Origin of the sequence: Bacillus sp. EB01, assembly GCF_000613125.1 — a bacterium.
Classification (GTDB): domain Bacteria; phylum Bacillota; class Bacilli; order Bacillales; family Cytobacillaceae; genus Bacillus_D.
The window spans coordinates 3,070,736-3,086,731 of sequence record NZ_HG964497.1 but is presented as its reverse complement, the minus strand read 5'-3'; the positions used below and the strand labels follow the sequence as shown (position 1 = coordinate 3,086,731).

Annotated in this window: 10 protein-coding genes and 1 pseudogene; 10 read left to right on the top strand and 1 reads right to left on the bottom strand. The window is 39.1% G+C overall.

The window, feature by feature from the left end:
• The first annotated feature begins 59 nt into the window (after positions 1 to 59).
• The 9 genes from TY16_RS25270 (at position 60) to TY16_RS14040 (ending at position 9,251) form a co-directional block, all read left to right on the top strand.
• A complete protein-coding gene (locus tag TY16_RS25270) occupies positions 60 to 545 on the top strand; it encodes a hypothetical protein (protein ID WP_052342736.1) in 486 nt (161 codons plus the stop codon).
• Entirely contained in the window at positions 542 to 796 is a 255-nt protein-coding gene (locus TY16_RS25265; RefSeq protein WP_052342735.1) for a hypothetical protein, read from the top strand. The genes TY16_RS25270 and TY16_RS25265 overlap by 4 nt, the downstream gene beginning before the upstream one ends.
• Before the next feature lie 276 nt (positions 797 to 1,072).
• On the top strand, positions 1,073 to 1,273 hold the full coding sequence (locus tag TY16_RS14070; protein ID WP_043932511.1) for a cold-shock protein: 201 nt from the start codon (positions 1,073 to 1,075) through the stop codon (positions 1,271 to 1,273).
• A gap of 238 nt (positions 1,274 to 1,511) precedes the next feature.
• On the top strand, positions 1,512 to 1,832 hold the full coding sequence (locus TY16_RS14065) for a ribonuclease E inhibitor RraB (protein ID WP_231505620.1): 321 nt from the start codon (positions 1,512 to 1,514) through the stop codon (positions 1,830 to 1,832).
• Between the two features lie 15 nt (positions 1,833 to 1,847).
• A complete protein-coding gene (locus tag TY16_RS14060; protein WP_043932509.1) occupies positions 1,848 to 2,534 on the top strand; it encodes a M48 family metallopeptidase in 687 nt (228 codons plus the stop codon).
• Between the two features lie 188 nt (positions 2,535 to 2,722).
• A complete protein-coding gene (locus TY16_RS14055) occupies positions 2,723 to 3,055 on the top strand; it encodes a nucleotide pyrophosphohydrolase (RefSeq protein WP_197028474.1) in 333 nt (110 codons plus the stop codon).
• Between the two features lie 35 nt (positions 3,056 to 3,090).
• Complete coding sequence (locus TY16_RS14050) at positions 3,091 to 5,022, top strand: DUF2075 domain-containing protein (RefSeq protein ID WP_043932507.1); 1,932 nt, start codon at positions 3,091 to 3,093, stop codon at positions 5,020 to 5,022.
• Between the two features lie 260 nt (positions 5,023 to 5,282).
• A complete protein-coding gene (locus TY16_RS14045) occupies positions 5,283 to 6,209 on the top strand; it encodes an HNH endonuclease (protein ID WP_043932506.1) in 927 nt (308 codons plus the stop codon).
• A 147-nt stretch (positions 6,210 to 6,356) separates the two neighbouring features.
• Positions 6,357 to 9,251 (top strand): DUF3427 domain-containing protein, encoded by a 2,895-nt coding sequence (locus TY16_RS14040; RefSeq protein WP_043932505.1) that lies wholly within the window; start codon positions 6,357 to 6,359, stop codon positions 9,249 to 9,251.
• Positions 9,252 to 9,327: 76 nt separating this feature from the next.
• Here TY16_RS14040 and TY16_RS14035 read toward each other — a convergent pair.
• Positions 9,328 to 9,685 (bottom strand): annotated as a pseudogene (locus TY16_RS14035) (8-oxo-dGTP diphosphatase MutT).
• 489 nt (positions 9,686 to 10,174) lie between these two features.
• On the opposite strand from TY16_RS14035, the gene TY16_RS14030 reads away from it, so the two are divergent.
• The gene (locus tag TY16_RS14030) at positions 10,175 to 15,982 is read left to right on the top strand and encodes a DUF3320 domain-containing protein (RefSeq protein WP_043932504.1); all 5,808 of its coding nucleotides are present in this window, start codon (positions 10,175 to 10,177) and stop codon (positions 15,980 to 15,982) included.
• Positions 15,983 to 15,996: the final 14 nt, after the last annotated feature.

Below are 15,996 nucleotides of genomic sequence, written 5' to 3'. Positions count from 1 at the left end.
CTGGATAGCCATGCTCCTGCCTTCAAACAATCCGTAGTTGATGTGGTGATTTCTGCATCTTGAAAGAACTTTATAATGAGTTTTGCACAGAACTCGAAACAGGAAGACATATTAGCTTACTGTCAGCTTCTTATCTGACACGATTGAGAACTGGCGCACTTAGTGCAATTTCAGCACGCCATCTCGCCAGGCCTGACAGTCACGTGTTGACCGTCAATGGTACAGGTGGAATGGCTTTTGAGCAAGTACTAGGAATAGTGAACGTACTGCCGATTCAAGACATCTATTTAATCAATCATTCCACCTATAAGACATATACATTCAGTGATAAACTCAAAGAGGCCGGTGTGACCGCTATGATTCACACCGGTGTTGACCGGAACGAAGCCGTCTCCCAGTCTGATGTCATTTGTTGTGCAACTCGTTCAACTGAAGAAGTGTTTGATCCATATTATTTAAAAGAAGGAACACATATCATTGGCGTAGGAAGTTATTTACCGGAAATGCGTGAAATCCCGTTAGGGGAATTGAACAAGCAGCTTTGATTTATGCTGATGATATTGAAGGGATGAAAGCGGAGGCTGGAGAATTCATCGATGCAGCCCAAAAAGGGAAATGGTCCTTTGATCAGCTTTCCGGTACATTAGCAGAACTTCACGTGAATCCAGTCAAACGTGGAATTTTTGATATTACTATTTTTAAATCGGTAGGGGCGGCTCATTTTGATTTGGCTGTGGCGAAGGGGGTATTTGAGAAGGCGAAGGAAATAGAGATGGGGGAGGAGATTTTTTTGTAGGATGGATAGGATATGGGCCAAAACTTATGTTTAGGCAGGTATACAAAAATTGAGCCCTGATTTTCTCTTGATCTACAACGTTCTCCGTTCAACTCAAACTTATACATGATTAAGGAGGAAGACGTCCTACTAAGGTCCCTTGCAATTTCTCCTGTTCGGAGTTATGATAAGGAAGAATTATTTTTGACCGGTGTAAAGATCGACTTTTCGTTCTAATGATCACTTTGGGCAGGGATAGTAACAAACAATGTGCATTAGCACGAGGAGGCAACACACATGGAACAAGGTACAGTGAAATGGTTTAACGCAGAAAAAGGCTTCGGATTCATCGAGCGCGAAGGTGGAGAAGACGTATTCGTACATTTCTCCGCAATCCAATCTGATGGCTTCAAATCTTTAGACGAAGGTCAAAAAGTAACTTTTGACGTTGAGCAAGGCGCACGCGGACCTCAAGCTGCAAACGTTCAAAAAGCTTAATTTTGACTAACATACCGAAACAGACTCCAAAAGAGTCTGTTTTTTTATTTTCAAAAAAAGTGCAATAAAAAACCCTGCTCAACGAACGAGCAGGGTAATGGAACCGGTAAAGAAAAAAATTTAAAGCTAAAAGGTTATTTACATTATAACACAACAAATTCATAATTAAATGATTAACCAAAATTTAGCAAGTGCATGATAATGACAACATAGAAGGACACAAATGGAGGAATGGATGATGAAATTTCCAAACGACGCGGATGGAGAAGCATTGCGCAGTTTGTTCAATGAAGGTGTGAGTTTTAAAAAGCCGCAGGCAGTCGAGTTTTTTATCACGGTACCTGATCAGAAGACCGGCGAAAAGCTTCTGCCCGTTTTGAAGGAAGAAGGCTTTCATGGCTTACTTGAGCAGGATGATGAAACAGATGAGTGGGCTTGCAGCTGCTCGAAAAGAATGCTCCTTAACCATAGCGAATTAAAAAAGGTGCAGGAAAAGCTGGATAAAATAAGCAAGCCTTACGGCGGCCATGCTGATGGATGGGGCGTATTTATAGATTAAAATGCAGGTGATGACATGCTTCATACTTTTTCGGGGGAAACAATTCGGTTTGATGTGATTTATAAGAAACGATCCACGATCGGCATTTATATCGATCTGTATGGAAATATCGAAGTACAGGCTCCAAAGGGGACTTCTGATGCAAGTGTGCTTCTAATAATAGAAGACAGATGGGACCTCATCCTGCAAAGGGCGAAGGAAATGAAAGAGCGGGCCGCAGGCAGCATGGAAAAAGAGTACGGTCAGGGTGGGCCCTATCCGATTTTGATTTCCCAGGATGCAGATATTGGGAAAGACAATGCAGTGTTCGAGGGAGATAAGCTGCACGTATACGTGAAAGAACAAAATGATGAGAGCATCAAACAGGCTTTAAAACGGTTCTACTATCAGCAATGCAAGTCTTTGGTCGAGAAACGGGATAAATTTTATCAAAGCGAATTCAAAACAAAGCCGCGTTCCATTCGAATCACGGACAGTAAGACGAACTGGGGCACATGCGATTCCATGAGGAATTTGACATTCAATTGGAAGCTGTCCATGGCACCAATGGAAGTGATTGATTATGTGGTCGTCCATGAAATGTGCCATATGATGCATATGAATCATGACCGTTCATTTTGGCGGCTTGTCGGTAAAATCATGCCGGAATATGAACAGCATGAGCGCTGGCTCGCAGTGTCTGGGTGGAGGATGGAGGTTTAATTCACGTTTGTAAAAAAGGGTGGCAGTGCCTAATGCCGAGGATAGCGTGGATACTATTCCGAAAACACTACCCAATATCGGAACATGACCCAAAATAATTATTTTACCGGGAATTGTTTAATGGATTATCTGATTATCCAGGCTTCTCTTATGGTAAAATAATTCCAATCAAAATAAAAGTGGTGAATATAGTGGAAAAGGTACTAGAAGAAATACTAAGCTTCAGAAAAGAAAGGGATTGGGAGCAATTCCACAATCCAAAGGATCTTGCTATCTCCATCTCCCTTGAGGCAAGCGAGCTGCTCGAAAATTTTCAATGGAAAGACAGTCAAGAGGCACTCAAGGAAAACATGGATAATATTAAAGATGAACTGGCCGATGTTCTCATATATTCCCTAATGCTTGCCCATGATCTGGATTTGGATGTTTCGAAAATCATACATAATAAGGTTCAAAAGAACGCAAAGAAGTACCCGGTAGAAAAGGCATTGGGATCAAACAAGAAATATACAGAGCTGTAGATAAGAGAAAATGAAAAGGGAGAAGGTGAATTCCATTGATTATTTATGAAGCAACAAAATCAGAATTTGTTTCGGACGTAACAAATGAATTACTGGTCGAACGATTGTACCATTCCTATCAGGAAAAAATAGGACGGACTTCTAAACAGGAAATTATATCATGGGAGAACTCGCTCCAACGAATGTCCAATGTGATGCAAGACAGGGACATTCCAAATGATGCGGGTGTCGCCATTGAATTTAAAATTCCAAACACATCTAAAAGAGTGGATTTTATTGTCACTGGTAATGATGGAAGGAATGACCATGTTGTTATTGTTGAGCTAAAGCAATGGTCTGAGGTTGAGAAAATAACGACCAAGGACGCACTGGTAAAAACATATGTCGGCGGGGGTCTGCGTCCGCATACACATCCATCCTATCAAGCATGGACATATGCAGCCTTAATAAAGGATTTTAATAAAAGCGTACAGGATCAACAAATAGTACTTCAGCCATGCGCTTACTTACATAATTATAGGAAAACAGACAATGACCCTTTAGTAGATGAACATTACAAGGAACATTTAGTGAAAGCGCCTGTTTTTACAAAAGGGGAAATACAAAAGTTAAGGGACTTTATTAAAAAGTACGTTCGACAAGGTGATAACAATAATTTGATTTATCAAATAGAACACGGGAAAATTCGCCCGTCAAAATCACTGCAGGATTCCCTGACAAATATGTTAAAGGGTAATCAGGAATTCATCATGATTGACGAACAAAAGGTGTTTTATGAGGAAGCTTTTCATCTAGCCTTAGAGTGTGTCAAACACAACAAAAAACAAGTAATGATTATTGAAGGCGGGCCTGGAACTGGAAAATCAGTCATGGCTGTGAATCTCTTAGTCAATTTGATAAATAAGGGACTAATGACCCTATATGTATCCAAAAATTCAGCACCTAGAGAGGTTTATGCATCTAAATTAAAAGGCACCGTCCGAAAGACGACAATCGATAATTTATTTAAAGGGTCTGGAAGTTTTACTGAGTCAGAATTAAATGAGTTCGATGTAATTGTTGTTGATGAGGCACATAGGCTTAACGAAAAATCAGGTTTTTACAGCAACCAGGGAGAGAATCAAGTAAAGGAGCTAATTAAGGCAGCAAAATTTACAATCTTTTTCATTGACGAAAATCAAAAAGTTACCCTAAAGGATATCGGAAGTATAGATTTAATTAAAAGGTATGCTGAAGAGTTTGAGGCAGAAGTGATTTCAGGTCAATTGGTTTCCCAATTTCGCTGTGATGGATCAGATGCCTATATTGCCTGGCTAGACGATGTCCTTCAGATTCGGGAAACGGCTAACAGCCATTATTATGGGGTTGATTATGATTTTCGTGTGTATAATAATCCCCATAAAATGCTCCGCAAAATTGAAAAATTAAATAGGAAAAACAATAAATCTCGCATGCTAGCAGGATATTGCTGGGAATGGCCAACGAAAGAGCGGAGCAATACGATGTATAAGGACATTGTCATTCCTGAGCATGATTTCGCAATAAGCTGGAATCTATCGGACAGCATTTGGGCCATTGACGAAGACTCAGTAAGCGAAGCGGGATGTATTCATACTGCCCAAGGGTTAGAGTTTGATTATGTCGGTGTGATTATCGGCGACGATCTGCGCTGCGAAAATGGGCAAGTCATCACAGACTATACGAAAAGAGCGAAATCAGACCAATCTTTAAAAGGTATTAAAAAAATGGCTCAGGAAAGTCCTGAAGAGGCACATAAAATTGCAGATCAAATTATCCGGAACACTTACCGGACACTAATGACACGAGGACAAAAAGGATGTTTTATATTTTGTACGGATCCGGATTTGTATAATTACTTTAAAGACCGCCTCTACAGGACAAATTCCCATAATGATTTATCACCAAAATGGGAGATTAGGGTTGCTGAGGATAGGACGAATTATTGAAGCATATGGCTTTGGAATGTAAGAGCTGACCGGAAAAGATTAATAATATATCTTTTTCACATTCCATTGGACTTAGGTAAAAATGGCGTTTTGTGAATTTATTGAGACTCATTTCCTGGATCTGGACCGGTTTTGTGTAAAATACATAACTTTAATACATCACATTACTTTATTTCTAAACTTGGATGAGAAGAGGAAAATCTCAAATTATGTCGAATGTAAGTAGAATAGAAGAAATTTACATTTGTTCAGGTGATTCTATGAAAATGTATGTGGGGATAACTGACTATGACTGGTTTAAGACATTAAAGCAAAACAATTGCGAAGAAGTTAACTTTTGGAAACCTGGTGGTAAAGCAAATTTTAGGGCATTAAATGAGGGTGATTTGTTTCTTTTCAAGTTGCATAGTCCAAGGGATTATATTGTTGGTGGCGGCATATTTTTAAAGTTTTCTATATTGCCATCTTCCCTTGCATGGGAAGCATTCGGTATCGGTAATGGAGCTAATAGTCTTCTTGAATTGAAAACTCGGGTTTATAAGTATAAGAAGAGTGATAGGTCATCAGATCCTGATCCCTATATAGGGTGCATTATTCTATCCATGCCTTTTTATTTTGAGGAAGAAGATTGGATACCTGTGCCTTCAAACTGGAGCATGAACATTGTCCAAGGTAAAACTTATAAAACTGAGGATTCTTTTGGTAGGGAACTTTATGAACAGGTCCAAAACAGGATGGAAATGCAAAATTTCAAACATTTTAAAGCCATGGAAGAAACCTATATGAACCAATATGGAGAGCAAATAATAAAGCCGAGAGTAGGACAGGGAACTTTTAAAGTGTTAATTACGGATGCTTACCACAGGAGATGTGCAATTACAGGAGAGAAGACATTGCCTGTATTAGAGGCTGCCCATATCAAACCTTATAGCTTAAATGGTCCGCACGAAATTAAGAATGGCCTCTTGCTAAGACGCGACTTCCATACCTTGTTCGATAGAGGTTACTTAACAATTGATAAAGACTACCATGTAGAGGTCAGCCACCGGATAAAAGAAGATTTCGGAAATGGAAAAGAATATTACGCTCACCATGGAAGTAAATTACTCATTTTGCCCGAGAGGCGGGACCAGCTGCCAGATCCATATTATTTGGAATGGCACAATGAGAATATTTACTTGGGGTAAATAAACGGAGAAGCAGGGGGGGCATGAAGTGTTTTCTAAAGTGTTCTCAGCTCACAGTCCGGCACCTGAGTTCAGATCTAATAATCATTGCATTCCCAACACCTCCCCTATACAATTAACCTAAAATTAACAATAAATGGTGATCGAATGTCGAGTTTTGTTAAGAGTTTAGAGGAGTCGCTTTATAAAGGGTTTATTGATCAGAAGCTGATGAAGTCTGAGAGCTATAAACCTAAGCTGCTGGTTAATAACTCCAAAAATAAAGAGAATGTGTTAAATGCACTTATCGAGGAGCTTGACCTTTGCAGCAGCTTTTTGTTTTCTGTTGCGTTCATTACTGAAAGTGGGCTGGCGACGCTTAAGTCTCATTTTCTCGACCTGGAAGAGAAGGGGATTAAAGGGCGGATTTTAACGTCGACATTCCTGAATTTTAATCAGCCAAAGGTTTTCAGGGAACTGTTGAAAATTCGCAATGTTGAAGTGCGGCTCTCTGATTTAAAAGGCTTCCATTCAAAAGGCTATATTTTCAGTCATGATACGCATTATTCCTTGATTGTTGGGAGTTCGAATCTGACTGCGCATGCATTAAAGGTCAATTATGAGTGGAACGTGAAGTTGACTTCGCATGAAAACGGGGAAATTGTCCATCATTTTAAAAATCAGTTTGAGGATGTATGGAATGATTCCCAGCCCCTTTCAGAAACGTGGATAGAGGATTACGAAAAAAACTACACCGATAGTCTCCAAACAAGGATGCTGGAGCAGGTTGTTGAACTTCCTGATAACTATCGATTGAATTCAATAGAAGAAGCGCTGAAAATTGAGCCAAATAAAATGCAACTGCAGGCGTTGAAACAAATTCAGGCAGTCCGCGATGCCGGGAACACAAAGGGCCTGGTTATATCGGCAACTGGAACAGGGAAAACCTATTTATCTGCATTCGATGTGCGCCGATATGGCCCGACTCGAATGTTGTTTGTTGTTCACCGGGAGCAGATTTTGAAAAAAGCAAAATCTGATTTTCAAAGGCTGCTTGGCGGTCCTGATTCTGATTTTGGGATTCTCTCAAGTTCTTCGAAGCAAAAGAATGTGAAATATTTATTTGCCACGATCCAGACCCTTTCAAAGGATGACTATTTGCAGCAATTTGCGTCGGAGGAATTTGATTATATTTTAATAGATGAGGTACATAAGGCTGGAGCGAACACCTATCAGAAGGTAATCAATTATTTTCGGCCAAAGTTTCTAATGGGCATGACGGCAACACCGGAGCGTACTGACGATTTTAATATTTTTGCATTGTTTGATTATAATATTGCCTACGAAATCAGGCTGCAGGAAGCATTGGAGGAGGATATGCTTTGTCCTTTCCATTACTTTGGGGTTACCGATCTTGAATATAACGGCGAGTTAATCGAGGATGCCACGGTTTTAAACAAGCTGATTACCGATGAACGGGTCGACCATATCAACAAGAAAATGGCCTACTACGGCCATTCTGGTAAAGAAGTGAAAGGCTTGATTTTTTGCAGCCGGAAGGAAGAGGCGAAAGCTCTATCAGTCCAACTTAATCTTCGCGGATACCGGACTGTTGCCCTGACGGGGGATGATTCCCAGGAGGAGAGGGAGCGCCGCGTTACTCAGCTTGAAGAAGGCTTGCTGGACTATATTATAACGGTGGAAATCTTTAATGAAGGCATTGATATCCCCTGTATCAATCAAGTCATCATGCTGAGACAAACGCAATCGAGCATTATTTTTATTCAACAATTAGGACGCGGACTTAGGAAGCATGAGTCAAAGGAGTATGTCACGATCATTGATTTTATAGGCAATTATAAAAACAATTATCTCATTCCAGTGGCTTTGTCTGGTGATAAAACACAAAATAAAGATAATATCCGGAGACATACAAAAGATACAAGTTATTTCCAAGGTGTTTCCACAATTAATTTCGAGGAAGTTGCGAAAAAACTGATCTTCAAGTCGATCTCTGCAAGTAATTTGACAGCATTAAAATTGTTAAGGGAAGCGTATATCGAACTGAAAAACAGGATAGGAAGAGTGCCGTACCTTTATGACTTCATCGTCAACCATTCGATTGATCCAGTCGTTATTGCGGAGGAGCATTCCAACTACCATCAGTTCCTGCTGAAACTGAAAGAGGATGTTCCGACGCTTAGTATTTATGAAAATAGCGTATTAACGATGTTTTCATTGGAGTTTTTGAATGGTAAGCGAAAGCATGAGATTGTTTTGTTGGATAAGCTGTTGAGACAAGGCAGAGTTGAACGGGAAGACTTCCTTCGTGCTTTGGAGGAAGCGGATTGCACGACAGACGAAGCAACATTATCATCCCTTCAGAGAATGTTTGATTTGTCTTTTTTTACCCAAAGCAATCAGAAGAAATATGGAGGGCTGCCGATTGTTCATTTTGGGGATAGTGTGGAATTTAATTCCAGAATCCTGACAAGTCTCGAAACGAACCCATATTTTAAAAGATTGATTGAAGACTTAATCCAAACTGCCCTTGCCAAAAGTAACAAATATAGCTGCGAAAAACCGTTGACCTTGTATGAAAAATATACGAGGAAGGATGCCTGCAGACTTTTAAATTGGATGAACGATGAAAGTTCCACGATTTATGGCTATAAAACAAAGAATGGAACGTGTCCAATATTTGTGACGTATCATAAACGAGATGATATTGAAGCAAGCACGAACTATTCAGAAGGATTTATCAGCCAGGAAGTATTAAAATGGTCGACCAGGAGTAACCGTACTCTGCAATCTGAGGAAGTAAAAACGATTATCCATGCGAAAGAAAACGAGATTGACCTTCATGTCTTTGTTAAAAAAGATGATGACGAAGGGACCGATTTTTATTATCTCGGAAAGGCAACCCCAGATCATAATCATATCGAACAGGACATTATGAAAGATAAAAATGGCAAGGAGCTTCCTGTTGTTCATATGAACCTAATTATGGAACAGCCAATAGAGTATAAACTGTATCAGTATATACAGGCTGAAAAGCTGTAAAAGAAAACATTCCTGTCCAGTCACTTGATCGGCAAGTGGCTTGGGGAATGTTTTCTCTTTTTTATATTTAAAATCTTTACTGTTCCTTGAGCAGATTTTCCACAGCTGGTACATCCGCAGTCGCCCACACGAGCGAATTGAGATTCTCGCGCTTTAACCAGATTAATTTCGAGTGCTCGGTAGGAGTTGGGATCCCCTCAATAATTCGGCACTTAATAGCAATCAGATTTATAATGAACGGTTCGTATTCATGGATAATATCATTTTGTATTTCCAAAGGTTTCCTACAGTGCAACTCTTCCTCAATTTCCCTGCTTAGTGCCCAGAAACTCCCACATATTAGGAATAGACATCTCCGGAGACCTCAGAGCACAGAGAACTTCGTTTTGTTCATTGTCAATTATTGCTGTTACAACCTTAACTGTCTTCTTCATCATGACCTCCAGTACAATGACCTATTGATTATAATGGCATGATTAGTGGGCCAGGGGGACAGATCTTGTGGTTTTTTCGGCTGGCATAAGTGGTACTCGGAGTTTGTGTTTCAACAGAGAAAGTCCCAATGGTTCTAAAGGATTTTTAAAAAACTCAAACCCGACAAATTGAGCTTTGATTGGGCTAATCTTGATAAGTTATCAGATCGGCCAGATAGTCAATCTATAGATGAGAAAATCATAAAGCAGGAAAAAAATGATATACATTAATTAACGTCTTTCCTTGGTAATGAGCAATCACTAGTTTTTTAACTTGCTTACTAGTGGAAAGTGCTAATGAACGAAAGCTTTTCATATTGCCTGCATCTCCTTGGGGAGGGAATAGGCATTAGTGAAATAATTTCTCCATTTTCACCCAATTTATCCTAATAATTGTTATACTATTGGCAATATAACATCAAAAAAGACAAAAGTAAGGAGGGAATTTTGTTGAACCCTGCTATAGAATGCCACTATGAATATGATAAGAAAGTTAGTTTTGCTCTTCAACAGAATCATGTCCCCGTTATAAAGTTTCTTTCTATAAAAAACACCACTGGCCATTCTTTAACCAAAATAAAGATTGAAATCAATGCAATTCCGGATTTTACCGAACCTTATTCATTAAATATTGAAAAGTTGGAAACGGATGAACTCTTAGAAATCCGCCCTGACCTGCAACTATCCTCTCAATTCCTCAGTGTTCTTGATGAAAGCATAGCTGGGACTCTTCAAGTTAAAATTACAGATGAAGAACGGGAACTTTATAAAGAAACATGCTCCATTGATGTTATGTCATATGATTCTTGGCCAGGTTCTTCTGTACTCCCAGAGATTATTTCTAGTTTCATAACGCCTAATCGTCCATTTATTAATGAAATTGTCAGGCATGCAGCTTCAATTATGGAAAATAGCACGGGATCAAATGCCATGGATGGTTATCAAAGTGGTGACCCAAACCGTGTTCTTGCCCAGCTGTCAGCCATTTTTTCAGCTATCCAATCACACGGTATTGCTTATGCAAATCCACCTGCGAGCTTTGAAGACGAGGGCCAGAAAATTCGTTTTCCTGATTTAATAAAGGAGTTTAAATTAGGTACTTGCCTTGATTTAACGTTGCTTTATGCGGCATGTGCAGAAGCAGTAGGAATTTTTCCGCTGGTTGTGTTTCTTAAAGGCCATGCTCTTCCTGCATTTTGGTTGAAGGAGCAGACAGCTTCTGAAAGTTTTCAAGACGATAGAAGCATTTTAACGAAACACATAGCAAATGGCATTAATGAATTGGTAGTTGTAGAATCTACATTTCTTACGAGTAAAATGGCCACATTTACTGAAGCTATAAGATCGGCGGAAGCAAGTGTTGATAAACTGAATCAGTTTCATTTTTTTATAGACGTCCAAAGAAGCAGAATTGGCCAGATCAAGCCGATAGCCTTAAAGAAGGTAAGTGGAGATATCGCAGTAGAAGTCGAATCGGAAGAAGCGTTAAAAATGACCCCGGGAATGGTTTTTGACCGGGTCGAAGTCATCGCGGAGACTGAAGAAGGTAATCAGCAAAACCATCAGGAGAGCAAGATTATCTATTGGCAAAATAAACTTATTGATATGAGCCTGCGTAACAATCTGTTGAATTATCGTTTACATACTCAAGGGATTCCATTAATAACCTCAGACTTATCAAAAACTGAAGACATATTGGCCATGGGCAATAAAGTATTCATTAATCCTCTGCCGGTCGAGTGGAAAAATAAGGCGCGTGATTTTAGAGAGCAAAAAGAACTATTGCAATCAAAAATCTTACAGGCTGATATAGAAAATAACCGTTTGCGCTCAATGTTGTCCGATGTGAACCTCGATAGAGAACTGGTGAAACTTTACCGGAAAGCAAAAAACACATTAGAAGAAAGTGGTGCAAATTCACTTTTTGTAGCGCTGGGATTTTTGAAATGGTTTGAAGAAAAGTCGTATACAAAAGAACGTTATGCACCTCTCTTATTGTTGCCAGTAGATCTGATAAGGATGTCTGCGAAAAAAGGTTATTTTATTCGTGTACGCGATGAAGAAATTCAAATTAACATCTCACTAATTGAGTTTTTAAAACAGAAATTCGGTGTGGATGCTTCGAAGCTTTATCAAATACCAAAAGATGAACATGGTGCCGATGTAAAAAAAGTATTAACGATGATGCGGCGGCTTATTATGCAAATGAAAAACTGGGATGTTTTTGAGACAGCCAGTATCGGGTTATTTTCTTTTTCGAAATTCGTTATGTGGAATGACCTTGTAAACAACACGAAAGAATTAAAGAAAAATAAAGTTGTAAATAGTCTCATGGAAGGCAATTACTCAAGTGAAACCACGGGAACAATTCATGATCCTGTTTCTGCTGAAGCCGATGAAAATGAGACAATTTATGCTCCACTTAGTTTTGATGGTACTCAAAAAGAGGCGATTCTGGCAACCGATACAAATAATAGCTTCGTACTGCATGGACCTCCGGGTTCAGGAAAGTCCCAAACAATTACAAATATGATTTCTCATGCTCTTGGTAACGGCAAAACAGTATTATTTGTTGCTGAAAAAATGGCAGCATTAAGTGTTGTGCAAAAAAGGCTATCAGATATCGGCTTAGGAAACTTCTGTCTTGAGATTTATTCAAATAAGGGACAGAAAAAGGACATTCTCAATCAGTTGGATACTTCCATTAACGCCCAGTATAAAACACTCGGTACTAACTGGAAGGAAAAATTAGAGGAAATCAGTATATTAAAAAAAGAGCTAAATAAGTATGTCAAAGAACTCCATTCACCAACATCAGTTGGCCAGAGTATCTATGAAATGATCGAAGAATATACCAGACTGGAATTAAATAACAGTGTTATAAATTTTAACAGAGACAAAGTGAAGAAAATGGACGAAGGAGCTTTCAAACAAGCAAAACAGCTTCTTGAAAGTATTGCAGTGGTCGGGGAGACCTGTGGTGATATGGCAAATAACCCATGGGCTGGTATTAAACAGACCAACTTTTCCTTGCAGCTCCAAGACACTTTAAGAGAGGAATTATCAGCTATTGAGGCTGCTATTCCAGCGCTGAAACAGTTGGAGGAGCAGTTGCTGGAAATTGGGTTCCAGGATACAAAGCAAACTTTTAAATGGTATAGTCTGATCCATAATCTTATTCCTTATTTGCAAAATCAGCCTGCGGCAAACTTTAGTTTAATAGGGGAAGACAATTTTGAACAACTGACATCACAATTAACAAATATCATATTGACCGGCAAAAAACGCGATGAAGGGACTGCAAAAATAAAAGAACGTTTCGACTTAGCGATTTTAAAAATTGAAACAGAACCATTGTTGCAGGAATTAAGACTTGCAGAAAATAGCTGGTTTCTAAAGAAAATCCTCGGAAAGAACAAAGTGGCAAATGAGTTGAAAAAATACCTTAAAACAAAAAACAAGATCAATTCCGGGGAACTTGAAGAAATTCTTCTTTCCGTCCAGGAGTTAAGAAGAAATCAGGAAGAATTAAATCGTTCTGAAATAACTATGAAACTCTATTTCCCTGATTTGTGGAATGATACCAATGGTAAGTGGACTGAGATGGAAGAGGCCATACAATGGATGACATCAGTACGGTCATACCTTGAAGAGTTTACAGAAACAAAAGGCTACTTTATGGAAACCGCTAAGGCCTTGCAGAATAACAAACAATCATTCACCTCGCAAACCATGACGGAAATGATGAGCAATTATCAAACAAGTTATGAAGACTTGTTGGAACGGATAACAAGGATTCAGGATGAGTTGCTTATTTATAAATTCCATGAACCTGCCAATCCGGACTGGCTAACTTCTGTGAAAAATAAAGCTTCGACACTAATCGGCACTTTATCACTACTGAAAGACAATTGCCAACTGGCACGAGCGATTTCCGAAGCTGAATCATTTGGGCTGGATAATGTCACGAAGCCGTATCTTAGCGGACAACTAAAGCATATGGAACTGCTTTCAGCTTATTTGTATGGATTTTATCGTATCAGAATAGATGAAGCAATTACGAGCAGCAGTACTTTATCCCATTTTACGAAAGCAGAGTTTGAGAACAAGCTAGAGAAATTTAAAAGCCTGGATGATGAGATCAGTGAACTGACGAAGCTCGAAGTGTATTTAAAACTCATGAAACAAGTCCCAGATTTATATTCGAACGTGATTCAAAATTCTGAACCGGGAATACTTTTAAAAGCAATAAAAAGTAAAGGAAGAGGTATTGCGATTAGGCAGTTATTCGAGCGGATTCCCAACTTATTGCCCAAACTAAAGCCGTGCATGCTGATGAGCCCGCTGTCAGTAGCACAGTATTTGGATCCTGCATCACCAAAATTCGATCTTGTCATATTTGATGAAGCTTCTCAATTGCCAACAAGTGAAGCTATAGGAGCGATGGCCAGGGGGAAAAATGTTATCGTCGTAGGAGACCCGAAACAATTGCCGCCGGCGAGTTTCTTTAGTGCACAGCAAACAGAGGAAAACTTTGATATTCAAGATTTGGAAAGTGTTCTTGATGATTGCTTATCAGTTAGATTGCCACAAAAACATCTTAGATGGCATTATCGCAGCGAGCACGAAAGCCTAATTTCATTTTCCAACAATCATTTTTATGAAAATAAACTAATTACCTTTCCCTCAGTTGATGATGTTAAATCCCGTGTTTCTTTTCAAAAAGTAAACGGTATCTACGACAGAGGAAAATTAAAGAACAATCAAGTTGAAGCAAAAGCAGTTGTTGACGAAATCTTTTTAAGATTGAGTAATCCTAAGCAACAACACGAAAGCATCGGTGTTGTAACATTTAATCAGGCTCAACAAACATTGATAGAAGACATGATTGATGAAAGGTTAAAAGAAGACACAGGTTTGGAAAAATACTTTACCGATGAAGTGCATGAACCTGTCTTTGTTAAAAACCTTGAAAATGTTCAGGGGGATGAGCGTGATACCATTTTATTCTCAGTAGGTTATGGACCAGATGAGACAGGTAGTATGACATTGAATTTTGGTCCGCTAAATCGGGATGGAGGCTGGCGACGCCTGAACGTGGCTGTCTCACGTGCGAAGAAAGAGATGATGATTTTTGCTTCCATGGAACCTGATCAAATTAACTTATCTCGAACAAAAGCTGAAGGTGTTCATGCTTTACGAGCATTTATGGAATTTGCGAAGCGAGGGAATGAACCACTGCTGCTGGAGAATCGGAGATCAGAAATAAGCAGCAATTCTAAAGCTATTATTCCGAAGCTTCAAAAGGCCCTGGAAATACATGGCTATGAAACGAAACTGAATGTTGGAAGCAGTGAGTTTAAAATCGATCTGGCGGTAGTAGATAAGAATTCAAATGAAAAGTATATTGCAGCTATACAGATCGATGGTCCACGATACTCAAATCGCAAGTCTGCACGAGATCGGAATAAATTGAGCGATCTTATTTTAGAAAGATTAGGTTGGAAAATCATTAAGGTTTGGTCCATTGAATGGTGGCATAACGAACCAAAACAAATAGATAATATTTTAGCACAGCTAAAGGAAATTCAGAATAACCCAAACCGAAAAGAAGAATTACGAACTGACAACATTGTTAAAACTCAACCAACGTTCCAACAAAAAATAAGCCAGCTGGTCATACCTGTAGAAAACAATAAAGATAAAGTAACTTATTATAAAACGGTTATGCTGGAACCTGTTAATCTCCAGAGCGAATTTTTCTATACAATAGAAGGAAGGAAGATTATTCAGCAACAAATTAAACAGATTATTGAAATTGAAGCACCTGTAAGTTTCTCGCATTTGACTAGATTAATCACATCGGCATGGGGTTTCACAAGAAGCGGTGCCAAGATCGAGAATATTATAGATGCAGTCATTACAAAGATGAAAATCTTTCAATCCACAGATTCTAAAGGTAGATTTTTATGGAAAGACAAAACTCAATATAAGGACTACCAGGAATTCAGATTATGTGCTGAGGATCGAAGGGCATTGCAAGATATCAGTAAAGAAGAATACGGAAACGGCGTTGTGAAAATCATGAATGCAGCTCTTCGAATCCCTAAGGCAGATTTGGTTCGAGAGGTGTTAAAACAACTGGGCTACAGCCGGACCAGCACGCAAGGAGAAAAGTTCGTTCAAGAGGCGATCAAGTTTAAAATGAAGAAAGGAATCATTTCTGAGGATACCAAGGGGTTTGTGGAAGTGAAGTGATTCTTATTGATTTC